Raw genomic sequence first — 23,194 nt, 5'->3', positions numbered from 1 at the left:
AGAAATTAAACCCGATTTTCATGAAGCTTGGTACAACCGAGGGAGTGCGTTAGATGACTTAGGAAGGTATGAAGAAGCGATCGCATCTTACGATCGAGCTTTAGAAATTAAACCCGATTACCATGAAGCTTGGGATAATCGAGGATATGCTTTAACTTGTATGGGACGATATAAAGATGCACTAGAATCTTTTGATCGATCTATTAAAATTAATTCAAATGATGCTAATGCTTACTACAATAAAGCTGTTTGTTATGGCTTACAAAACAATGTAGAATTAGCTATCGAAAACTTACAACGCGCCATCAATCTTGATGTCGAATATCAGGATATGGCGAAAACGGATCAAGATTTTGAGCAGATTCGAGGAGATGAGCGGTTTCAATCATTGCTAGGTCGAGTATAATAATATATAGCGTTTCCTAAGCTAGTGAGGTACACCTATTTTTCTTCCCTTTTGCCTATTGCCTTTTGCCTAAAACCCATAACTTTTGTACCTCAGCAGACTGAAAAACGCTATATATTTCTACTTTACTCAAGGAGATATTCTATGACTAACACCTACACAGCTATAATTCAGCTAGACGGCGATTGGTGGATTGGTTGGATAGAAGAAATTCCGGGAGTTAACTGTCAAGAAGCATCTCGTGATCAGTTATTAGAAAGCCTAAAAATTACTCTTAGTGAAGCATTAGAATTGAATAAACAGGAAGCAATTGCCGCTACTAGGGGAAACTACCAAGAAGAGAAAATTGTTGTATGAAACGCAAACAGTTCATCCGCTACCTTCGTTCTCAAGGTTGTGAAATGCTCAGAGAAGGAAGTAGCCATTCTTGGTGGTTTAACCCCCGATTAAATAAAAGATCTGCGATTCCAAGACATACGGAAATTAGGGATATTCTCGCTAATAAAATATGCAAAGATCTCGGAATACCACTAATCAAATAAATCGTTCATCAGTCTTGATGTCGAATATCAGGATATGGCGAAAACAGATCAAGATTTTGAGCAGATTCGGGGAGATGAGCGGTTTCAGAGATTGTTGGTTAATATTGACGAATAACTCTGTTTATAGTATAATTAAGTAAGACAATTTAACTTTAAATAATTAACAATTATGAAAGCTACTACCCTATCTCAAACAGAAAGTCCAAATCTTCTAAGCAGACAAGAAATCTGTCAGTTTTATCCGGATCAATGGGTACTAATCCTCAATCCTGAACTAGATGAGGAACTTAATGTTATTCAAGGACAAGTTTTAACCCATTCAGCCAACAGAGATGAAGTTTATAATCAACTTTCTTTACGACAAGGACAACCAGTAGCTATTGAATACACTGGCATTATTCCTGATAATATAGTGGTGGTTATATGACTTATAATAAACCTCATTCATTGCTGCGTCATGGTCAAAATTTGTTTAAAATTAATGCCATGATTGGCGGAATAAATAAGGGAGATTTTTATCGAGTTACTTTATTGGTTGATACAGGCTCTAGTATGACAATATTGCCTGTCAAAATCTTAGAAGATTTAGGTTACAATCTAAATAATCCTCAAAGCAAGCAAACAATAGTAACTGGCAAAGGAACTACCCCTCCGATACCTATAATTCAAATTGCTTGGTTTAATTGTATAGGACAACTTCTCAAAAATTTTGAAGTTATGGCCTACAATATTCCAGCAGTTTTGCGGGTAGATGGTTTATTAGGTATGAACTTTTTGATTAGTTGTCAATCTGTTATCTCAGTAGCAACAGCTAAAATATATTGCCAGAACATTATTAAATCTTAGGAAACTTACAACGCGCCATCAATCTTGATGTCGAATATCAAGATATGGCGAAAACGGATAAGGATTTTGAGCAGATTCGGGGAGATGAGCGGTTTCAATCATTGCTAAGTTAAGAAAACCCAAAAAGAGATAACTATCTATGTCGAAAGCAATCCTATCATCAGAATTAGGGTATAATAACTCTTAAGTCACAACTTTCTATCCTATCAGGAGAACAATTGCTATGACACTGGCAACCACCCACCAACAAACCATTTTAGAAAAACTGCAAACCCTCAACCCACAACAACAACAACAAGTAATAGAGTTTATTGAATTTTTGCAACTTAAAGCAGATAAGACAGCAATTTATGAGGAAGAAAGAGAAATTTCTGCTTTAGAATCAGCCGGAGACTTAGTGGGGTGTTTAGACAGTGGTAAAGGAGATTTATCCCTAAAAAAGAGGGAATTTAAAAAAAAGCATCTAGTCTAATATGCTTAAAAGAGTAATTCTAGATACGGGGGTCTTAGTCGCCGTTCTCGACCGGAGTGATAATTATCACAATTGGGCAATTCAGCAATGGGAAAAAGTTGCCAAACCTTTATTAACTTGTGAGGCAGTTATCACTGAATCCTGTTTTATTTTACAAGATGTTTATGGGAGTGAAGATGCAATAATGTCTTTAATTGAACGGGGAACAATTAAAATAGATTTTAGCCTAAATGATGAAGTCAAAGTCATCCGAGAGTTAAGACAGCGTTATCAATCCGTTCCCATGTCTTTTGCTGATGCTTGTTTGGTGAGGATGACTGAATTAATTGAAAGCAGTTCTGTGTTAACTTTAGATAGCGATTTCTATATTTATCGCTAGAATCGGAGAGAAATGATTGATGCAATAATTCCTGACTGACAACCTCCATACCGAATATCAGGATATGGCGAAAACGGATCAAGATTTTGAGCAGATTCGGGGAGATGAGCGGTTTCAATCATTGCTAAGTTAAGTAGATAAAAAAAGAGATAACTATGCTCAATCAATATACTGCTAAATATACAAAAATTCCCTCTGGTTACATGGGACAACTGATAGAATGGCCAGAAGTGATTACCGAAGGAGCAACCTTAGAAGAATGTCGAGAAATGCTCAAAGATGCTCTCTTTGAAATGATTTTAGCCTATCAACAACAAAACCAACCGATTCCTCTAGAAGAATGCTTGTTAGAATCAATTTATCTAAGTATTTAAGATGTCAGTAAAACGCAGAGATCTAATCAAATATTTTGAAGAAAATGGTTTTTATCTTCTCAGGGAAGGCGGGAATCACTCTATCTATACCAATGGAGAAAAACTATTCCCATTAAAAGACACCGTACTATTGATAAAGTAACAGCCAATGTCATTTGCAAACAAGCTGGACTAGAAGCAAAGTTTTAAATCACCTCGATTAAAGCTTGTAATAAATATTTATTTTAGGTGCATTCCAATCATTTTCAAGGTGTTGGAGGTGATAATAAGATTCTTTGACCTCGGTTTCTGACCATTCCAATTCTTCAACTAGAAGTGGCTGTTCAGGGTTTTGAGGAAAATCAACAGATTGCTTCCTAGCATTCAGAGAAATAGATGCTGGTTTAGTTTCTTGATTTGACATATCAGAAATTATACTAAATCTGGTTATCAAAAACTGATTATTTATTCTCCCCTTTGCCTCTTGCATGAGTGCCTCTCTTGATATGTAGCCTATACTCAAGGGATTTAGTATAATTGACCGCCTAAAAATCGAAAATTTTGCTCATTATATCATAAAAATCACCAAAAATACTTAATTTAATAAGACAACTAAATAATTGTTTAATCGGTAATTCTTGAGGAAATCTAAAATCAGAACCCAAATGGTAAAAAGAGTGAGAGAATAAAAACATAGTTCAGAGAGGAGAGGCTGTCAAGACAAGCTTTCCAGTCGTAAAATCCATAATTCTTGCCGGGTGAAGGCTAATAAATAACTTTCAAAAAAGCGGGATTGAACTTAGTAGAACAAATCGCAACAATCTGTCAATCTACTGAAAAAAAGAGAGAAAACTTATGTTTTGTGAACAATGCGAACAAACCGCTAGTGGTAATGGTTGCCATCAGTGGGGAGCCTGTGGAAAAAGTCCCGAAGTCAACGCTGTTCAAGACTTATTAGTTTATTGTCTGCGGGGATTAGCATCGGTAGTTTTAAAAGCAAAAGAAGCGGCGATATCTACTCGCGAAGCCGATATTTTTACCTGTGAGTCGCTTTTCGCCACCATGACCAATGTGAACTTCGATCAACGACGTTTTACCGATTATATTCAGCGTTGTTTAGAGATTCGGGAAAATTTTAAAGCACAATTGGGATCGCTGGACTGGTCTGCACTTGCCAACTATCAGCCTAATTTTAATGAGAGCCTAGTTAGCCAAGGTCAAGAAGTATCCTTAGAACTAATTGAAAAAGTGCAGGACATCGATATTTTTTCCCTAAAGTTAACCGCTATCTACGGAGTTAAAGGTCTTGCTTCCTATACTTTCCACGCTCAGGAATTAGGTCAAGAGGATGACTCGGTTTATCAGGTTATCCAAGAGACTTTAGCGGCAATTGATCGGGGGGATTTAAACCTGAATGATTGGGTGGCAATCTGTCTAAAAGTCGGGGCAGCAAACCTGCGGGCCATGGAATTATTAGATCAAGGTCATACCGAAACCTACGGTCATCCCATACCGACAAATGTTCCCTTAAATCCGCGTTTAGGTAAAGCCATTTTAGTCTCCGGCCATGATATTAAACAATTGGCAGCTTTACTGGCACAAACTGCCAATACTGGCATAACAGTCTATACCCACGGAGAATTATTACCCGCTCACGGTTATCCAAAACTAAAAGAAAAATATCCCCATCTCTACGGTCATTATGGAACCGCTTGGCAAAATCAAACTAAAGAATTTGCTAAGTTTCCGGGGGCAATAGTTTTAACTACTAATTGTCTCATGCCCCCCCACGAAAACTATGAAAGTAAACTCTTTACCCTCGGACCTGTGGGTTATGCCCATATTAACCGCTTAGAAACAGTTGACAGTGCGATCGATTTTAGTCCCGTGATTGCTAAAGCACTGTCATTGCCCGGATTTACTGAAATAAGCGAACCTCGGCAGGTAATGGTAGGATTTGCCCACAATACCGTCCTCAGTGTCGCTGATACGGTGGTTGATGCCCTTAAACAGGGTAAAATCCGTCACTTCTTCCTAGTTGGTGGCTGCGATGGGGCAAAACCCGATCGCAATTACTACACCGAATTTGTGGAACAAGTCCCCGAAGATTGTATCGTTTTAACCCTTGCCTGCGGAAAATTCCGCTTTTTCGACAAACAATTAGGTAGCATCGAAGGATTACCGCGGCTAATGGACGTGGGACAATGTAACGATGCCTATAGTGCCATCAAAATCGCCCTAGGATTAGCCAACGCTTTTAACGTTAGCGTCAACGAGATACCCCTATCCCTAATTATCTCTTGGTACGAACAAAAAGCGATCGCTGTACTGCTCACCCTGCTGCATCTAGGTATGCAAAATATCCGTCTGGGACCAACTTTACCGGCATTTATCTCCCCTAACGTCCTGAAATTCCTCGCCGATACCTATCACCTGCAGCCGATTACCACCCCCGCAAAAGACTTAGCCGATTGTCTAGGTTAAAACTTTCTGTAAAAATCCCACCTTTGGTGGCAAACCGTGGCCTATGGAAGGAGAGGGATATTATCCTCAAGGAGAATAATTTTTATGTCCGTAATCACTTTAAGCATTGATGGTAAAGATGTAGCGATCGAAGCAGGTTCGCGAGTTCTCGCGGCAGCTAGTCAGGTAGGAATAAAAATTCCCGCCCTCTGTCATCTCGAGGGGGTTTCCGAAGTGGCTGCCTGTCGCTTATGTTTGGTAGAAATTGAAGGTATTAATAAATTATTACCCGCCTGTGTAACGGAAGTGGCGGAAGGAATGGTGGTTCATACCGATACCCCAAAACTCAAAGAATATCGCCGCATGACGGTGGAATTATTATTCGCTGAAGGTAATCACGTTTGTGCAGTTTGTGTGGCTAATGGTAACTGTGAATTACAAGATTTAGCCATCGAAGTGGGTATGGATCATAGTCGTTTTCCCTATCGTTTTCCCAAGCGAGAAGTGGATATTTCCCATCATCTTTTCGGTATCGATCATAATCGTTGTGTTCTCTGTACCCGTTGTGTGCGAGTCTGCGATGAAATTGAAGGGGCGCACGTTTGGGATCTGGCTTATCGCGGCGAAAAAGATAAAATTATTGCGGGAATGGATCAGCCTTGGGGCAGCGTTTCTGCCTGTACTTCCTGCGGCAAATGTGTTGCCGCTTGTCCAACCGGGGCGATATTCCGCAAGGGTTCCGCCGTTTCTGAAAAAGAGGAAGATCGATCGAAGTTGGAATTTTTAGTTAACGCTAGGACTCAACACCAATGGACGCGTTAAAGTAATCGATGGAGGGTGATAGTGATCGATGGGCGCATTTAGATATCTACGAGAAGAAACTAACGGCCAAGGTAAGGGAGGACTATGATCAGATTATGGATAATAATCAAGATATCCTAGGGATTGCTGCCCAATACGAAATCTCGGAAATCGATATCCGACGCGCCAAGGATTACGCTTTTGGATCGGGAGTGTCTCGATATCAATTTTTTCCCGAAGGTTTAATGGTAGCAGCTTGGCGAAGACTCGCTGGCGCTCAAGGGAATAATCTTGATCGGATGTTTCTCAATCATGAAATCTACGAATCTGACTTAGTGATTAATCGAGGCTTTTCGCAGCAACAAGCGCATTTACTGGCACAAAAACAATATCCTTGGTCCGATTCAATTCAGCAAACAAGATAATTATGACCACATCACCCGAATCGCAATTTCTGCAAGCCCTAGAAATGTGTCAGTCTCTCTCCAATTTGACGGCGCAATTTTCTAGTATTCCTTGTCGGATAATTGAAATTTTGTCTGATGTCAGTCAAGAGCCTAGGGTTTTGTATTCGCTCTTAATTAAATATTCTAGAGAGGTGGATTCCGCTTTAGTTGCCCTAGATATTTATGCCAAAAATGCTGATAATTGGCGAGTAAAAGATCGAGATAAAACCTGTTCTCTTGGTTTTGGAGTGAAAGACCATTGCACGATTTTAAGCTGTTTGCTCAATTTCAGCAAACGTCCTTTTTCTTTTATTTCTTATACGGGAAATTTTGCATCAGAGGCGATTATTTTTGAGCTACTTAAAGACTGGAAAAATCTAGATTTAGCCCCTTTCTTTGAGGAAAAAATGCAAGAGTTTATCCTGGAGGCAAAAATAGCTTAAAAGAGAATTTCTTTTCGTTTGATCCTTTTGACCAAATTGCAACTCAGCCAACAATACCAACCAAGGAATTAAAATTATGAGTAAAATTCGCTTCGCTACTGTCTGGTTAGCCGGTTGTTCGGGATGCCATATGTCCTTCCTCGATTTGGATGAATGGCTGTTAGAATTAGCCGAAAAAGTTGACGTGGTGTATAGTCCCGTCGGCTGCGATCTGAAAACCTATCCCGAAAATGTCGATGTCTGTTTAGTGGAAGGAGCGATCGCTAATCAGGACAATTTAGAACTAATTCATCTAGTCCGCCAAAATACCAAAACCGTCGTTTCTTTTGGTGATTGCGCCGTGACTGCTAACGTTCCCGCTATGCGAAATATGTTAGGAACTGCCGATCCCGTGCTAAAAAGGGCTTATTTAGAGTTAGGAGATAACACACCTCAACTACCAGAAGAACCCGGTATCGTTCCCGAATTATTAGATCAAGTGCTGCCCGTCCATCAAGTCATTCCCATCGATATTTTTATGCCGGGTTGTCCCCCCGATGCGGACAGAATTCGCGAGACATTGATTCCGATTTTAAAAGGGGAATTACCCGTGATGGCAGGACGAGAAATGATTAAATTTGGTTAATTGAATCAGTTATCAGTTATCAGTTATCAGTTATCAGTTATCAGTTATCAGTTATCAGATTTGAGTTTTAAGTTTTAAGTTTTGAGTTTTGAGTTTTGAGTGAGCAGTATGTATTAAGTGAGCCTCATCAAATGGCAGTTTGCTGCTGTCTTTTCGCTGTTTACTGTTTACTGATTATACTAAATCCACTGAGTATAGGCTACATATCAGAAGAGGCACTCATGCAAGTGGAGTGACTCTTAAATTATTACAGATGTGTCAGCAGCCGTCTGTAAGCATCCCACCGAAAAACTAATGCGCGGGGGGTTTGGGGGCGGCGCCACGCCCCCAACGGGGGGTTTGGGGGGTAGAACCCCCCAAAGGCTTGGATTGAGTGATAAAATCGGAAGTAATACTAAATCCGTTGAGTATGGGCTACATATCAAGAGAGGCACTCATGCAAAACGGAGAATAAATAATCAGTTTTTAATAACTGGATTTAGTATTACTGATCACTGTTTACTGATTACTGTTTACTGAACATCTCCCCTAAATCAAGTTAAAATATCCGCTCCCAACATCCGTTGATATTTAGCTTCTAAGGCTTGTTTCAAATTGGGCAAAGTGATTAAATGGGGATCATCTAACATAATTTTTTCGGCGGCATCTCTTGCCAAAACTAACACCTCTTGATCCTCGACTAAACTAGCGAGGGCAAAATCTGGTAAACCCGATTGTCGTTGTCCTAAAACTTCCCCCGGACCGCGAAATCGCATATCCATTTCCGAGATAAAAAAGCCGTCTTGGGATTGTTCCAAAACCGTTAATCTTTGACGGGAATTAGCACTATTACTGCCACTTAAAAGTAAACAGTAGGATTGATGGGAGCCTCTGCCCACGCGCCCCCGTAATTGATGCAATTGTGACAGGCCAAAACGTTCGGCATTTTCAATTAACATCACCGTGGCATTGGGAACATCAACCCCCACTTCGATAACTGTAGTTGAGACAATAATTTGCAGAATATTATCGCGAAAAGCTGTTAAGATTTCCTCTTTTTCGGCGGAACTCATGCGACCATGGAGTAAACCGATATTAAAATTAGGAAAAATCTTTTCTGATAAATTTTGATATTCTTCCACCGCAGCTCTAACATCTAATTTTTCCGATTCTTCAATCAAGGGAAAAATCACATAAGCTTGTCTGCCTTGGGCAATTTCACGGCGAATTAAATCATAGGCAGCCCTTCTTTGATTCCCATTTAAAGCGGTGGTTTGAATCGGTTGTCTGCCGGGGGGTAATTCGTCAATTTGACTCACATCCAAATCCCCATGCAGGGTTAAAGCTAAAGTACGGGGAATCGGTGTTGCTGTCATGGTTAAAACGTGGGCAGACTCTCCTTTGCTTAATAATCTTGCCCTTTGTTGTACCCCAAAGCGATGCTGTTCATCAATAACAACTAACCCCAACTTGCGGAAATTAACTGCATCTTGAATTAGGGCATGAGTTCCCACTAAAAGTGGTAATTCTCCTGTCTCTAATTGGGCGTGAATTTCTCGCCGTTTAGCGGTTTTTGTGGAACCAGTTAATAATTCTATGGGTAAATGTAAGAGATTAAACCAGCTAACTAACTTACGATAATGTTGTTCTGCTAAAACTTCCGTGGGAGCCATTAATGCCGCTTGATAACCGGATTGTAGGGCTGCTAAAATAGCATAAACTCCGACAATTGTTTTGCCAGAACCCACATCCCCCTGCACGAGACGATTCATCGGGGTGCTAGAATCTAAATCCTCTAAAATTTCCTCAATAACTCGTTTTTGAGCATTAGTTAATTGAAAGGGAATTATCTGATTAAATCGATCAATTAGTTGACCCTTAGCACTAAAAACAGCACTTTTCTGTGTCTGACGATACTGTTGCCGCCGCCGCAGAAAACCCAATTGTAAAAAGAAGAATTCATCAAAGACTAATCGCCGTCGCGCTTGACTGAGAATCTCGGCATTATTGGGGAAATGAATGTTAGTAATTGCTGTTTTTAAATCGATTAATCCGTATTGTTTTCTTAGACCGAAAGGCAAGGGATCTTTTATCGCCTCTACTGCCCCAAAAGCGGCGACTACAGCCTTTCTAACTAGGTCGGCGGGTACTCCATCGGTGAGGGGATAAACCGGCAGAATACGCCCGATTTTTAAGGACTCAATACTTGCCCCAGAACTGTCTAATAATTCAAATTCAGGATTTTCTAAAGTTAACCCATATTTTCCCGCTTTGACTAAACCACTAACCGCCACCACCGAACCCACCAGATAGAGTTTTTTTTGTCCTTCTTGCCAAGCACGATTAGTATAGCGAGTTCCCGCATAAAAACGGTTTAATTTTATCTGTCCAGTGCGATCCTGTAAGAGCAATTCAAAGATAGCTAACTTGGTATTTTTGGGGCTAGTAAAACAATTACAGCGCTTGACATTCCCCACTAAAGTTACCGTTTCCCCCTCGGTTAAATTAGCGATATTGACTTGACGACTGTAATCAATATGATCCCGGGGATAATAATATAATAAATCTTCAACTTTGTGGAGGTTTAATTTTTCTAAAAGACCAGCTTTTCTCTCTCCCACTTCCGCTAGATATTTCAAGGGTTGTTCGAGGGTAACTTGCCGTGGAGAAATAGCCTTTGCCGTGATGGGAGTGGTATTAATAATTTTCGCCGCAGCTGGTTCTTTTGGGGTGGGGGTTGCTTCTAAAGTTTGCCGTAATTGTTGCAAAAAATTGCGAGTTTCGGTGACTAATTGTTGTCTTTGTCTGGGATTAAACTGGGAATATTGGGCAAATTTTTGGGCTAATTCTCGCCAGCGATTTCTCTCACTAGTGGAAATTCCCACGGGAGGATTATCCCCGAAACTAAGACACAAAAACTCGCTAAAACGGTACTGATTTCCCTGAAGATCTGGATAACCTTTTTCCGCTTCCACAGATAAGGCTTTTTGTAATCTCACCCAGTCGGGTATTTCCCCTTTCATAATTGCCTCTTGACTCCAAATTTCCCGGTATTATGTTTCCCTAATACCTCTGTTTGATCATAACTGATTAATCATACCAACTACTGCGCCACGCCGCTTCCGCTTGAGCGATAGTATATTCTTTGCGAATACGATGATATTGTTCCCCTAGACGATTTAATTGTTCCCAAAGGGAGCGAATTTGATTTCTTTCGACACTTAAGCGCGTATCAGCAAATTCAAGTTCAGCCATTCGTAGATGAATCGCCGTTACTTTAGTGACTTTGCTACTTGAAAAATCATGATCATCCCCATCATCTTCATCTTCATCTTTTTCTTCCTCTGGTTCAGGGTTTTTAGCTTCCACTAGAATGTTTAACATATTATTTCCTCCACCTAGGGATTGTCCTTCTTCTCCCGCTTGAATTGCCATATCGATAATTTGACTGGGTAGATAAGGGGGAAGAATATAAGCTTTTTGTAGTTGCTGATTAATTTGTTTAGAGAGATGATTGAGAATCTCGATACAGTTTTTTTCCAGCACTCGACAACAATAAAGTAAAGTATCGGGGTTATTAATCTCTCCAGTTGCGGCTAGATTTTCCCGTTTGTCTAGAAAAAGTTTCAAGAAATCTGGGGTGTTAACTGTCTCTGCTGGACTTTTAGAGAATCCTACCCCTGAAAATGCCCCTCGCTCGAAGCTCTGCTCGCCCAATTGCTGTAAACTGGCTTTAGCCTCTTGTCCTAGAGCTTTGATCTCCTCTTGTAGTTTCTGACGATTGCTGTGGGAGAGGGCCAGAAATTCCCCCCCATAGTAACGGGTACATATATAATACACTGCCCCGATCGCCTGTTTATAGAGAGATTCACCGAGTAAATCAAGATAAATTCGGTATTTTTCTCGCATTCTTTCGGCTAAATTTGCCACTTCCGTTTCTATGTTCTTTAAATCTTGTTGTAGCTTGTTCAGTCTTCCAGTCATAGAAATTTTACCGAGGGAGAAGTTAGCGATCGGCGAATTCTATTATAGCGACTTATTGTCAGCTATAGCGCCCTGACCAGGGGGAGATGTTCAGACTCGATCATTTATCGGTTATTTTAGGTATTAGCTTTTAGCATTGGTTTGGCAAAGATAACTGCTATAATGAAAATGATTAGCAGGAAAACTCTCTATCTACATGGTAAGATAAAGTTACTGGAATTGGGATAAAACAGCGAAAATTTTTTGCAGAGCTTACCACCACAAGTTCCCCATGAAAACCGACAGTATTTTTTATGATCTTTTTCAATCTTATCCGTCAATTTTCTTTGAATTAATCAACCTTGCCCCCAGAGAAGCTGAGAATTACCGCTTTGATTCCGTCGAAATTAAGCAACTAGCTTTTCGTATTGATGGCGTATTTTTGCCCAATATTACCGATCCTAGCATTCCTATTTATTTCTGCGAGGTGCAATTTCAAGATGATCAGAATTTTTATGGCCGTTTCTTTGCTGAAATCTTCTTATATCTCAGTAAAACTGCTTTTAACAATGATTGGCACGGGGTGGTCATTTATCCCCATCGTCGGGTAGAATCAGATCAGGTTGTACGTTACCAAGACTTATTGACATCTGGGAGAGTGACGCGAATATATTTAGATGAACTAGATGATATTAATCAAGATTCCCTCGGTATTGCCACTATAAAATTAATTATTGCTAAAGAAAATCAAGCAGTGGCAACAGCCAAACAACTTATTGAACGAGTGCGAACTGAATTTACCCAACCGCAAAACCTCCTACAATTAATAGAAACGATCCTTATCTATAAATTACCACGTCTAAGTCGCCGGGAGATAGAAGCCATGTTTAGTTTAGATGAACTGAAACAAACCCGTTATTTTCAAGACGTTCGAGAAGAAGGTAAACTGGAAGGTAAACTGGAAGGTAAACTGGAAGGTAAACTGGAAGGTAAACTGGAAGGTAAACTGGAAGGTAAACTGGAAGGTAAACTGGAATCTGTGCCGCGTTTATTGGCTTTAGGTTTAACTGTAGAACAAATTGCTCAAGCTTTGGACTTAACTGTAGAAAAAGTGCGAGAAATACCAGAAACCCATTAAGATAATCTAGCAGTAGGCTATGACAGCATTTCTCCTCAGGATAAAGTGTAACCTAATTTGGTATCGACCACCGACTACCCAAAACGAAAACTTCCTACCTCACCTATGACTAGCACTCCTTCAGCTTCTTTAAAATTTAAAAAAAACAAAATTACCGACACAAATATCACTCTCTCCCATGGCAGTGGTGGCAAAGCAATGCGGGATTTAATTAATGAGATATTCGTTAATAACTTTGATAATAACTTACTGGCAACCCTTGAAGATCAAGCCCGATTTGAGATTAAAGATTTGGCTAAAATAGGCGATCGCTTGGCATTTACCACCGATTCCTATGTGGTTTCTCCCCTATTCTTTCCGGGGGGTGATATTGGCAGTTTAGCAGTCAATGGAACCGTTAATGATTTGGCTGTCGGTGGGGCAATTCCTCTCTATCTCAGTTGTAGTTTTATCCTCGAAGAAGGTTTATCTATCGACACCCTAAAAACCATCGTTACCAGCATGAAAATAGCCGCCGACAAAGCAGCGGTAAAAATCGTCACCGGGGATACAAAAGTCGTTCCCAGGGGACAAGGGGATCAAATATTTATTAATACCTCTGGAGTCGGAGTAATTCCGGCCCGAATCAATTCCAGTGCCAATAATTTACAAGTTGGCGATCGCATTTTGATTAACGGTTTTCTGGGGGATCACGGCACCGCCATTCTGATGGCCAGGGGCGAATTAGACCTGCAATGCACAATCGAAAGCGATTGTCAAGCTCTGAATTCTTTAATTTCTGCAATTCTGGCAGTTTGCCCGGAAGTTAAAGCGATGCGGGATGCCACTAGAGGCGGATTAGCCACAGTTTTAAACGAATTCGCCCAAAGTTCAGGGGTGGGAATACAGGTACAGGAAACGGCGATCCCCATCCGGGAAGAAGTGCGAGGAATGTGCGAATTATTGGGCTTAGAACCGCTTTATCTGGCAAATGAGGGCAAATTAGTCCTTGTCGTGCCTCCGGAGGCGGAAAATCGCGTTTTAGCAGTGATGCGTTCCCATCCTGACGGTAAAAATGCCGCTTGTATCGGGGAAGTCGTCGCTTCTCCCCCCAATTTAGTTTACTTAAAAACCGCTTTCGGCACTAAAAGGATTCTCGATATGTTAGTCGGTGAACAATTACCGAGAATATGTTAATTAGACAGGAGACAGTTTTAAAGGAAAAAGTGAAAACTAAAAAAACAGATAGTTGGGGTTTTGGGGTTTTAGTTGAAATTTCCCTGCTCCCTTCTCCCTGTTTCCTGTTCCCTGTTCCCTGATAACTGATAACTGATAACTGAAAATGCACGAACTAGGAATTACCCAAAATATTATTGAACTTGCTTTAGAACACTCGCGAGGAATGAAAGTTAAGCGCGTGGTGTTAGAGATTGGTAAACTAACGGCAATTATGCCAGAATCGATCGCTTTTTGTTTTGATACCTGTTGTCAAGGTACTAATATAGAGGGGGCAATGTTAGAGATTCTAGAAATTTCTGGTTTAGGACAGTGCCAAGATTGCGGAAATGAGCTAGAACTAGAATATCCCTACGGAATCTGCGATCGATGTAGTAGTCGCAATATAGTCATTTTACAGGGTCAAGAATTAAATCTCAAATCGTTGGAGACAGAATCCTTATGTGTGTAACCTGTGGTTGTTCTGATAACTCGGAAGTGATGGTAACTAATCCGCAAACAGGAACCCATGAACATATTTTAGCCGATGGTACTGTTATTAGTCATAGCCATCACGATCACGAGCATGAGCATCCCCATCATCCTGCGGAAATTCACGCTCAAATTCATGGTAGCATTCTCCAAGTTGAGCAAAATCTGCTGGCAAAAAATAATCTGTTAGCGGCACAAAATCGCGGTTGGTTGAAGGGGAGAAAAACTGTTGCCCTTAATCTAGTTTCTTCCCCCGGTTCGGGAAAAACTACCCTTTTAACTCGCACAATTGCCGATTTAAAAACCGCTATTCCTATCAGTGTCATTGAGGGAGATCAAGCAACAGCTAATGATGCCCAAAAAATTAGTGAAACCGGTTGTCAGGTTATCCAAATTAATACCGGAACAGGTTGTCATTTAGAAGCATCAATGGTAGAGAGAGGATTAATCGAACTCGATCCACCGATGAATTCTTTAGTCATGATCGAAAATGTCGGTAATCTAGTTTGTCCTGCTTTATTTGATTTGGGAGAAAATGCCAAAGTCGTCATTCTTTCCGTCACCGAAGGAGAAGATAAACCGATTAAATATCCCTATATGTTCCACGCTTCTCAAGTCATGATCTTGACAAAAATAGACCTACTGCCCTACGTTAATTTTAACCTCGATCGCTGTTTAGATTACGCCTATCAAGTTAATCCCAATCTGAAAGTTTTTCAAGTTTCCGCTACCACTGGAGAAGGTTTAGATGCTTGGTACGGTTGGTTAAAATCGCTGGTTTAAGTTAGCTTAACAAAATTAGAGATTCGTTCAAAATCTATGCGACAGAATCAATAAAGTGAAATACTTCTACTCACTTGTCTACAGGCGATTTTGTCAAAAAAAGTAAAGAAATGTGTGCATGACTCCTTATGGATCGGCACTAGATACTTGCTAAAGTTTCAATCCCGATAATTCAAGTAATACTATAATCATATTCTTTTGCCGCTTGTACTAAGGATAAAAGTTGTCCGGTTTGATCGCTTCCCGATACTCCTAAATCACTGTGACAGAGGATAACTTTTTCGCTTACCCGTGCCAATAAATCCCTTAAAACTCTCTGTAAACGTGCCTGATTTTCCTCTAATTCTGCTTCTGTTGTCCAGCGTTGATATGGACCTTCTCGCCAAAAAATCGGCGCAGCAAAAAGAGTAGCAGCTCCTCCTTGTTCCCAGAGTGGAGAGGAACAATCTAGCCAAAAATGCCAACGATGACTAGAACGAAAAGAACGATATTGAAAGATATTGCCTAGGGTGACTGCTGAGGAAGATTTAATAAATTGTCGCACGGGATAGGGATTAGCAGTAATTGTGCCACGGCGCAAAAGTTGGATAAACTGACTAATAGTTTCGCTGGGACTTTGAAAACAGGGTTCACTCTCACGCAAACGGCGATCGATCTCCCAAAAATGTTGGGCAGTTTCCATTAATTCTCGTAAAGCTGCCAAGTGATCGAAGGGCAAATTTTCCCCATCGTTTAATAATTGTTCGATCGCTTGATTTAAGACAAAAATCGGGAAAAGTTTCGCTTCCTGCTGCCGTTTTTTCATCCCTTCGATCCAGTGACAAATTCTTTCGTAGGCAGTACAAGCTTTTTGTCCTAAGCGATCCCAACGGGGAAAAGTTTCGATCGCTAATAAACGAGGATTTTCCGGATGCACTTGATAACAATGATCGGCAATTAATCCGGCGCGGATTGGATCGATATCGGGAATTAAATTCTCTTCTTCATCCCAGCAATAACGGCTAAAAATCACCAGCATTTCCGCTATGGCCTCTTGGGGGGCTAAACGCCCCAAATTTGCGTAAACAAGGGCGAGAAGGGTCAATAAGGCCCGAATCAGAGGACAACTGATCAGGGGTCGTTGTTCGTTGAGGGGTTGAACGGGTATCCCGGCACCGGTTAAAATTTCCATCAGGCTATAACGGGCGATTTCGTCTAAACCGGGGGCAATAACGGCGATTTCTTCGGATTTTACTGCTCCTTGCTTGACTGCTTGAATAATAGCTGTGGCTGTCTTCCGTAACAATTCGGCGCGAGAGGTGGTTTGCAGGGAGATGAATTGATCGGGAAGATTGCCAAGATAGTTACCGTCGCTGATTAAGGAGAGAACCGTCTCGCTAAACTGAGCAGCTAACCCGTCGGTGGTAGATAATGGCATAATTTGACAGCGTGCCGCTAATTTTTGTAGATAATCGGGATCGGCAGTTAATCCTAAGCGAATTTTTCCCTGGGGATTGTAGGTAAAAACGCTAAAACAATCATGATCGAGGAAAAAACTGAGTAAATCCTTGGCAATAGCCGGATAATCGTCCACATCGTCCGCAAAAACTCCCCGGAAGCGTTTTAATAGTTGCTGCTGATAACGACTATCAGGAAATAAATAGCGCCAATAGAGTTCGTAGATGATACCATAACTTAATAAACCACGTTCTAGAGACCAATCACGCCATTGAATGATTAATTCTCCCACTTTTTCTGGTGTTTCCTGCTCATTAATCGCTAAAACTCGTTTTAAATCTGTTTCTGATAATCCGTCGGCTAATCTTTCGGGTATCTTTTCTGCGGGAACACCACTAGCGCCGGCTAATTGTAACAAATCGAGAACTTGACGGACAAAACGATATTCATTTATGCTAGTAAGCTGGAAGAATTCAGCGATCGCTGGTTGCCAGAGACGGGTGGCGAGTTCCTGTTCCGTTTCTGGGCGTAATCGGCGGGGAAATTGCGCTTTTAGCCCTAAAGACTCGAAAATTAACGGCCAAAACAGGATGACTTCATCGGTGAGAAAACCTAAAGGGGTTTTGCAGAGAATCGGATAGCTACCCCTAACAGCAAGGGCTAATTGATCGGCTAATTCCCGTTTGTTATCATCGTTGGCAGCGAAAACTAAGATCGTTTGGGAAAGGGGCGATGATTTCGATCGATCGAGATACAATAAATCCTGGGACTGACGTTGAGAAACAACCCAGCGCCGAAATTCCCCGACTAAAGCGGTGGTTTTTCCCGATCGAGTCCCACCTTCGATCCAAATTGGTATGATTGACATCGTTTTTTCTCGATTGTATTTGTTAAGATGACTGATTGGTACTCTAGCTTTTTTCCTTGTGGAAGTAATTGTTTCCTATGAATCTTAATCGGATTTTGCAAGGTGTTAATCAATGGTTATTACAAACTCCTGAACGTTCTTTAGATGAGGCTTATCATGCAGCTTTGAAGATTAAGGAGATAGAAGACAAGCATTTTCAAGGGCGAAAAGTGGCAGCGGAGTTCTCGAATTATGGCAGTACCACTAATTCCTATTTTATCGCAGAAGTTAAAGGTTATCTGCAAAAAATTAAAGTCAGATTGACGGAGTTTAAAGCTAGTCGCTCGATCGTTAATACCTTCGGACCAAATCAACCGACAATTAATAATGGGGTGATTACTGTCACCACAGATGTTTGTCTGAAAAAACTTCAGTTTATCGATAGTATTATCGGAAAATATCAAGGTAATTATTGGCAAGAAGATATTGAAGATGTCCCCAAAAGTCTCCAGAACAGAAATGTTGAGCGGGAAACAGCGAAAATAAAGACTTCTCGAAATCGCTCTTTTTTAGCGGCGGGTAGTATTGAAGATGAGGAAATAATCAAAAGTAATAAATCCCAAAAAGCTACGGAAAAACCGGGAGTTTTACCCCGTTCTTTTGTCAATACTTTTAATCGCATTAAACAGGAAATAGATCCCCAAGCGGAGGAATCGGAGGAGGCAGTTTTAAAAAGATTTCGCAATTCTCGTTATAAAACAGCCATTTCTCTCAAGTTTATTTTACTGTTAATTATTGTTCCTTTATTAACCCAGCAATTAACCAAAACTTTCCTGATTACCCCCTTGGTTAATAAATATTTCCAACAACAGGAACAGTTTATTTTTATCAATCAGGATTTAGAAGAAGAAGCTTTTTCGGAATTGAGAAGATTTGAGGAAGCTTTACATTTTCGAGGTATGATTGGTTTAGCACCCAAATTATCTAACGAAGAAATCGAGGGAGAAATTACTAAAAAAGCAGCGGTACTAAGTGAAGAATTTCGCCAACGAGGTTTAAACGCAATCGCTAACATTTTCGCCGATATTTGTTCCCTGATTGCCTTTGGTTTTGTTATCGCTTTTAGTCGTCGGGAAATCGAGATAGTCAAGTCTTTTCTTGATGGCATTCTCTATAATCTTAGCGATTCAGCTAAAGCTTTTTTAATTATTCTCTTTACCGATATATTTGTCGGTTTCCACTCTCCCCACGGTTGGGAAGTCATCCTAGAAGGGTTAAGTCGTCATTTCGGTTTACCGGAAAATCGCGAGTTTAATTTTCTCTTTATCGCCACTTTTCCCGTTATCTTGGATACAGTCTTAAAATATTGGATTTTCCGTTATCTCAATCGCATTTCTCCCTCGGCAGTGGCTACCTATCGTAATATGAATGAATAGGGTAAAATCAGGGAGAAACTTGATAATTTACCCTGCTAATTTGGGGGGGATAATTTGGCCGCTGTCTCTTGTACTTTGGTAAGTTCTAACTGCAAAGCAGTGGCAATCTGTTCTATACTTAAACCTAAAGCTAGTAAACTGGCGATCGCTTCAGTTTTAGCTTCTTCACGACCTTCTTCTTTAGCTTCTTGATAAAGTCGAGTTTGTCTGAGATCATCTAATCCGAACATAGCTTCTAACTCCGAGCGACTAAGATTAGTAAATTTATAGGCCAGGGTTCTTTCAATTAATTCTACAACTTTTTGCTGGAAAACTAGATCATCAATTTCAGCGATCGCTTTTTCTAAAAGTGGTTTTCCTCGTTGCTGTGCTAATTGGGGTGTAGCGACAATTAACTGAATAATTCCTAAACCCAGAGACGGAGCCGGATTATCGATTAATTCATCTAAATAAATACGTCTGATCTGTCCCGTTATCTCAAATCCCCGCAGTTGATAGGGAAAGTTATTATCCAGATCCCTGGAGGCAAATAAAGCTACAGCTATCCAATCCTGAACGGGTTTATACTGATTGAGATAGATGACAATTTCTGTTAAAAATCGCCAATAAAAATCACTTTTATCCTGAAATTGCACTTCAACAAAGTAAATAATTAGTTCCGGTGCTGCTGTGGTTGGTAAAAAAATACCGTCAAAACGACGCGCTAATTCTTTGATTTCTCGCGAGGAAAATTGATAATTTTCAGCTTTCTGGGTTGATTCTCCCAGTAATTCAAAAATTAACCCCGGAAAAGTTTGCAAGAGTTGATAAAAAATTGTATCGGTCTTCACAAGCTTGAAAAAATCTAGATGTTTACTAACAATTACTTACAAATCATCCAACAATAGCGTGACTAACACCTTATCGACACGATTACCGTCCATATCCACCACTTCCAAGCGCAACCTTTGCCATTCAAAATGAGCGGCAGCCCCCGGAATCCTACCAAGATAGGTAATAATAAAACCACCTAAAGTGTGATAATTGCCCTGTTTTTCCCCCGGTAATTCACTGATTTCAAATAATTCTTTAAAATCTTCGATCGCCACTGTACCATCGATCAACCAAGAACCATCTTCCCGCTGCACGATCTGAGCATCTTCAATATTATCTAATTGGGGTAAATCGCCGACAATTGCCTCTAAAATATCCTTGCGCGTCACCAATCCTTGAATCACACCGTACTCATCCACTACCAAGGCAATATGATGACCACTTTGCTGCACCAATTCTAACACCTTTAAACCCCTAGTGCTTTCCGGCACAAAAAGCGGCTGTTGTAAATCCTTCGTCAGGTCGAAACTTTCACCGGTTAAACAATCTGCCAATAAGTCTGTGACTTCGATTACCCCCAAAACCTCATCTAAACTGCCCTGACACACAGGAAAACGGTTATGATTGCTCTCAATTAGCTTCTGGCGGTTAATTTCGGCACTATCTTCCAAATCTAGCCAAATAATATCTGGGCGCGTGGTCATAATCTGACTTACTCGGCGATCGCCCAATCCTAACACCCTTTCCACCATATCCTGTTCTGCTTCCTCAAAGGTTCCCGCTTCGGTTCCCTGTTTAAGCATAATTTTCAATTCTTCTTCCGTAATTGGGGAATCATTATTATTAGCGCTAATCCCCAACAAACTGAGAATCAGATTAGTCGATTGACTCAAAAGATGGACAACGGGCGAAACAATTTTCGATAACCTATCGAGAGGATCTGCCACGAGGATAGCGATTTTTTCGGGATTACTTAAACCTAACCGTTTCGGCACTAATTCCCCCACCACCAGCGATAAATAGGTAATAATTAACACCACTAATCCTAATCCCAAAGCTTGACTATAGGGGGCTAAAACAGGAACTTGCGCCAATAATTTCGCCACACTTGCCGACAAATTCGCGCCTCCGTAAGCCCCGGCAAAGATTCCCACTAGGGTAATGCCAATCTGCACCGTCGATAAAATTTGATTGGGATCATTGGCCAATTTTAAGGCCACTGCCGCCCTTCGATCATCTCTGGCTAATTGTTCTAAACGGACTTTGCGCGCCGAGACAATGGCAATTTCCGAGAGGGCAAAGACTCCATTGAGGAGGATGAGGAAGAGTATAACAAGAATTTCGGTAGTCGCCGAGAACATGGTTAAAAGTTACAGGTAAAAGGGCCGATAGTTGTTTGGATCATAGTGCGAGGATCGGTTAAGTTCAGTAAAGAATCATCTTGATTTTTAACGAGTTACGAAGGCTTGTGTCTGGAGAGGGGGTACTCTCAGTATAAATGGGATAGGATAAAGTTCGCGCTCTTAGCTCAGTTAGCAGTGAACAGTCAAGAGTGACCTGTTGCCAGTAAAAAAAGTTGTCCCTGGGAGAGTGGGGACAAACTATCTCAATCTATTCGCCTGAAAAATTATGATCGCTACACCCGTATCATCGAAATCGAACGCTATCACGGAAATCCGCCCCGGACTACCGACTATTTGCGGTTGGGAACAGGAAATCGCGGCGATTGTTAATCACGATGATCCGATCTTTTTACCGACAACAAATCTCCAATTAGACAATATTCAGGCTGGTTTTGCCTGTGCCTTGCATATGCACCAACCCACCATCCCCGCGGGTGTTAACGGTGAATTAATCTGCAATCTCCAGCATATGTTCGAAAATCTTGGGGATGGTGATAACCATAATGCCAGTGTTTTTGCCTGGTGTTACAGTCGCATGGGCGATTTTGTCCCAGAATTGGTGGCGGAAGGCTGTAATCCCCGGATTATGCTCGATTATTCCGGCAATCTCCTCTGGGGTTTGGTACAGATGGGACAGCAGGATATCCTCGATAAACTCAAATTAATCACCTGTAACAGTCAATATCAACCCTATGTGGAATGGTTGGGGACGATGTGGAGTCATGCGGTGGCTCCTTCCACACCGATTCCCGATCTAAAATTGCAGATGCAAGCATGGCAAACCTATTTTGCCTCGATTTTTGGCCCAGATGCCCTGAAACGAGTCAAAGGGTTCTCTCCCCCGGAAATGCACCTTCCTAACCATCCCGATACCCTCTACGAGTATATTAAAGCCCTGAAAGAATGCGGCTATCGTTGGTTATTGGTACAGGAACACTCGGTGGAAAATCTCGACGGTTCGGGATTGAGTCAGGAACAAAAATATATTCCTAATCGCTTGCTGGCGCGCAATTCTCGGGGTGAAGTGATTGCGATTACTGCTTTGATTAAAACCCAGGGTTCCGACACCAAATTAGTCGCCCAAATGCAACCCTACCACGAGGCCAAATGCCGCAGTAAACAGCAAATCGGTGGCGTTTGGGTTCCTTCCCTAGGTTCCCAGATTGCCGACGGTGAAAATGGTGGCGTGATGATGAATGAATTTCCTCGCGATTTTCCCAATCCTTGGCGGGAAATGCAAGGGGGTTCCACTGTGGCAGGATTTAACGGCACGGAATATCTGGAGTTAATCGAGGCCGCTGGCGTTAATCCCCAAGATTATCCCCCAATTCAAGCCGTACACCAGCATAAAATCTGGCAGGGAGTTAATTCGGATGCCGCTACCCCTGAAGCAGTGGAACAGGCGATCGCTGAGTTAAAACAGTCCGACCACCGTTTTACCATGGATGGGGCATCTTGGACAAATGATCTCAGTTGGGTGCGCGGTTACGAAAATGTCCTCGAACCGATGAACCAATTAAGCGCTAAATTCCACGAGAAATATGCTCCTTTAGTACAGGCGGATCCTAGCTTCACCCGACGACCGGATTATCTGGAGGCACTGCTTTATAATTTGCTCGTGCAAACCAGTTGTTTCCGTTATTGGGGCCAGGGTACTTGGACCGATTATGCCCGCACTTTGTACGAAAGAGGCGCAGCCTTAACTCGCTAAGATATTAAGGTATCTAGGGCGCAGAATCTGCGCCTTGATAGTATCTACGTATTGGTAGAGGATGTTCGCCGATGAAGTAACTTAGGCTGAAAAAGTTGACAAATATTTAGGGCTTGCTGAATAATGGTAAAACCCTTTTAAAATAAAGCTTTTGACCTGTTAAAGTCCGATGTTAGTGCAAGAAAATAGGATTGGGACTTTCAAAAACCTTGCATTATCCTT

General features: G+C 41.2%; 27 protein-coding genes and 1 pseudogene. 22 read left to right on the top strand and 6 right to left on the bottom strand.

What is annotated here, in order from left to right; all coding sequences use genetic code 11:
• The 11 genes and pseudogenes from EWV84_RS04515 to EWV84_RS04480 form a co-directional block, all read left to right on the top strand.
• The coding region (locus EWV84_RS04515; protein ID WP_287076723.1) for a TPR end-of-group domain-containing protein at positions 1-406 on the top strand (406 nt) is incomplete at its 5' end.
• A 144-nt stretch (positions 407-550) separates the two neighbouring features.
• A complete protein-coding gene (locus EWV84_RS04510) occupies positions 551-763 on the top strand; it encodes a type II toxin-antitoxin system HicB family antitoxin (protein ID WP_287076722.1) in 213 nt (70 codons plus the stop codon).
• Entirely contained in the window at positions 760-948 is a 189-nt protein-coding gene (locus EWV84_RS04505) for a type II toxin-antitoxin system HicA family toxin (protein ID WP_287076721.1), read from the top strand. Before EWV84_RS04510 ends, EWV84_RS04505 begins: the two co-directional genes overlap by 4 nt.
• A 7-nt stretch (positions 949-955) precedes the next feature.
• The gene (locus tag EWV84_RS23035; protein WP_416361022.1) at positions 956-1,063 is read left to right on the top strand and encodes a TPR end-of-group domain-containing protein; all 108 of its coding nucleotides are present in this window, start codon (positions 956-958) and stop codon (positions 1,061-1,063) included.
• Between the two features lie 54 nt (positions 1,064-1,117).
• Entirely contained in the window at positions 1,118-1,375 is a 258-nt protein-coding gene (locus EWV84_RS04500) for a hypothetical protein (RefSeq protein WP_287076720.1), read from the top strand.
• Complete coding sequence (locus EWV84_RS04495; RefSeq protein ID WP_287076719.1) at positions 1,372-1,794, top strand: retropepsin-like aspartic protease; 423 nt, start codon at positions 1,372-1,374, stop codon at positions 1,792-1,794. The genes EWV84_RS04500 and EWV84_RS04495 overlap by 4 nt, the downstream gene beginning before the upstream one ends.
• A gap of 2 nt (positions 1,795-1,796) precedes the next feature.
• Positions 1,797-1,907: pseudogene (locus tag EWV84_RS23030) on the top strand (TPR end-of-group domain-containing protein); the annotation flags it as partial.
• Between the two features lie 110 nt (positions 1,908-2,017).
• Complete coding sequence (locus tag EWV84_RS04490; RefSeq protein ID WP_287076718.1) at positions 2,018-2,266, top strand: hypothetical protein; 249 nt, start codon at positions 2,018-2,020, stop codon at positions 2,264-2,266.
• Between the two features lies 1 nt (position 2,267).
• The gene (locus EWV84_RS04485; protein WP_287076717.1) at positions 2,268-2,645 is read left to right on the top strand and encodes a type II toxin-antitoxin system VapC family toxin; all 378 of its coding nucleotides are present in this window, start codon (positions 2,268-2,270) and stop codon (positions 2,643-2,645) included.
• A 31-nt stretch (positions 2,646-2,676) separates the two neighbouring features.
• The gene (locus EWV84_RS23025; protein ID WP_416361023.1) at positions 2,677-2,778 is read left to right on the top strand and encodes a TPR end-of-group domain-containing protein; all 102 of its coding nucleotides are present in this window, start codon (positions 2,677-2,679) and stop codon (positions 2,776-2,778) included.
• A 22-nt stretch (positions 2,779-2,800) separates the two neighbouring features.
• Positions 2,801-3,019: a type II toxin-antitoxin system HicB family antitoxin gene (locus EWV84_RS04480; protein WP_272076921.1), complete on the top strand. Its 219-nt coding sequence runs from the start codon at positions 2,801-2,803 to the stop codon at positions 3,017-3,019.
• Between the two features lie 199 nt (positions 3,020-3,218).
• On the opposite strand, the gene EWV84_RS04475 is transcribed toward EWV84_RS04480, so the two are convergent.
• Positions 3,219-3,488 carry a hypothetical protein gene (locus EWV84_RS04475; protein WP_286824216.1) on the bottom strand — a complete coding sequence of 90 codons (270 nt, stop codon included), beginning with the start codon at positions 3,486-3,488 and terminating at the stop codon, positions 3,219-3,221.
• Between the two features lie 365 nt (positions 3,489-3,853).
• Between EWV84_RS04475 and hcp the strand changes: the two genes are divergently transcribed.
• From hcp to EWV84_RS04450, 5 genes are all read left to right on the top strand, one after another.
• The gene (gene hcp / locus EWV84_RS04470) at positions 3,854-5,482 is read left to right on the top strand and encodes a hydroxylamine reductase (RefSeq protein ID WP_287076715.1); all 1,629 of its coding nucleotides are present in this window, start codon (positions 3,854-3,856) and stop codon (positions 5,480-5,482) included.
• 84 nt (positions 5,483-5,566) lie between these two features.
• A complete protein-coding gene (hoxU, locus tag EWV84_RS04465) occupies positions 5,567-6,283 on the top strand; it encodes a bidirectional hydrogenase complex protein HoxU (RefSeq protein WP_287076714.1) in 717 nt (238 codons plus the stop codon).
• Between the two features lie 8 nt (positions 6,284-6,291).
• Positions 6,292-6,687, top strand: coding sequence for a hypothetical protein (locus EWV84_RS04460; protein ID WP_158202137.1), 396 nt, complete (start codon positions 6,292-6,294; stop codon positions 6,685-6,687).
• Positions 6,688-6,689: 2 nt separating this feature from the next.
• Positions 6,690-7,151, top strand: coding sequence for a hypothetical protein (locus EWV84_RS04455; RefSeq protein ID WP_158202136.1), 462 nt, complete (start codon positions 6,690-6,692; stop codon positions 7,149-7,151).
• A gap of 76 nt (positions 7,152-7,227) precedes the next feature.
• Positions 7,228-7,776 carry an NADH-quinone oxidoreductase subunit B family protein gene (locus EWV84_RS04450; RefSeq protein ID WP_002740992.1) on the top strand — a complete coding sequence of 183 codons (549 nt, stop codon included), beginning with the start codon at positions 7,228-7,230 and terminating at the stop codon, positions 7,774-7,776.
• A 533-nt stretch (positions 7,777-8,309) separates the two neighbouring features.
• On the opposite strand, the gene recG is transcribed toward EWV84_RS04450, so the two are convergent.
• Positions 8,310-10,778 (bottom strand): ATP-dependent DNA helicase RecG, encoded by a 2,469-nt coding sequence (gene recG, locus EWV84_RS04445; protein WP_286824227.1) that lies wholly within the window; start codon positions 10,776-10,778, stop codon positions 8,310-8,312.
• 67 nt (positions 10,779-10,845) lie between these two features.
• Entirely contained in the window at positions 10,846-11,739 is an 894-nt protein-coding gene (locus EWV84_RS04440) for a hypothetical protein (protein WP_286824228.1), read from the bottom strand.
• A gap of 271 nt (positions 11,740-12,010) precedes the next feature.
• Here EWV84_RS04440 and EWV84_RS04435 point away from each other — a divergent pair, with 271 nt between their 5' ends.
• The 4 genes from EWV84_RS04435 (at position 12,011) to hypB (ending at position 15,325) form a co-directional block, all read left to right on the top strand.
• Positions 12,011-12,856, top strand: a complete 846-nt coding sequence (locus EWV84_RS04435) for an Rpn family recombination-promoting nuclease/putative transposase (RefSeq protein ID WP_287076711.1) — start codon at positions 12,011-12,013, stop codon at positions 12,854-12,856.
• 105 nt (positions 12,857-12,961) lie between these two features.
• Positions 12,962-14,032 carry a hydrogenase expression/formation protein HypE gene (gene hypE, locus EWV84_RS04430; protein WP_287076710.1) on the top strand — a complete coding sequence of 357 codons (1,071 nt, stop codon included), beginning with the start codon at positions 12,962-12,964 and terminating at the stop codon, positions 14,030-14,032.
• A 145-nt stretch (positions 14,033-14,177) separates the two neighbouring features.
• Positions 14,178-14,522: a hydrogenase maturation nickel metallochaperone HypA/HybF gene (locus tag EWV84_RS04425; protein WP_286824232.1), complete on the top strand. Its 345-nt coding sequence runs from the start codon at positions 14,178-14,180 to the stop codon at positions 14,520-14,522.
• On the top strand, positions 14,513-15,325 hold the full coding sequence (gene hypB / locus EWV84_RS04420; protein WP_286824233.1) for a hydrogenase nickel incorporation protein HypB: 813 nt from the start codon (positions 14,513-14,515) through the stop codon (positions 15,323-15,325). Before EWV84_RS04425 ends, hypB begins: the two co-directional genes overlap by 10 nt.
• Before the next feature lie 172 nt (positions 15,326-15,497).
• On the opposite strand, the gene EWV84_RS04415 is transcribed toward hypB, so the two are convergent.
• Positions 15,498-17,630, bottom strand: coding sequence for a PD-(D/E)XK nuclease family protein (locus EWV84_RS04415; RefSeq protein WP_287076707.1), 2,133 nt, complete (start codon positions 17,628-17,630; stop codon positions 15,498-15,500).
• A 77-nt stretch (positions 17,631-17,707) separates the two neighbouring features.
• On the opposite strand from EWV84_RS04415, the gene EWV84_RS04410 reads away from it, so the two are divergent.
• Entirely contained in the window at positions 17,708-19,045 is a 1,338-nt protein-coding gene (locus EWV84_RS04410) for a proton extrusion protein PcxA (protein WP_287076705.1), read from the top strand.
• 35 nt (positions 19,046-19,080) lie between these two features.
• On the opposite strand, the gene EWV84_RS04405 is transcribed toward EWV84_RS04410, so the two are convergent.
• Entirely contained in the window at positions 19,081-19,875 is a 795-nt protein-coding gene (locus EWV84_RS04405; protein WP_287076703.1) for an Rpn family recombination-promoting nuclease/putative transposase, read from the bottom strand.
• Positions 19,876-19,911: 36 nt separating this feature from the next.
• Positions 19,912-21,219, bottom strand: a complete 1,308-nt coding sequence (locus EWV84_RS04400) for a hemolysin family protein (RefSeq protein WP_287076701.1) — start codon at positions 21,217-21,219, stop codon at positions 19,912-19,914.
• Positions 21,220-21,487: 268 nt separating this feature from the next.
• On the opposite strand from EWV84_RS04400, the gene EWV84_RS04395 reads away from it, so the two are divergent.
• Positions 21,488-22,972, top strand: a complete 1,485-nt coding sequence (locus EWV84_RS04395; RefSeq protein WP_286824238.1) for a polysaccharide deacetylase family protein — start codon at positions 21,488-21,490, stop codon at positions 22,970-22,972.
• The last annotated feature ends 222 nt before the right edge of the window (positions 22,973-23,194 follow it).

Origin of the sequence: Microcystis sp. M_QC_C_20170808_M3Col (genome assembly GCF_007095505.1) — a bacterium.
Lineage (GTDB): Bacteria > Cyanobacteriota > Cyanobacteriia > Cyanobacteriales > Microcystaceae > Microcystis.
Note: the sequence above shows the minus strand (reverse complement) of the source record. Positions and strands in the feature narration are given on the sequence as shown.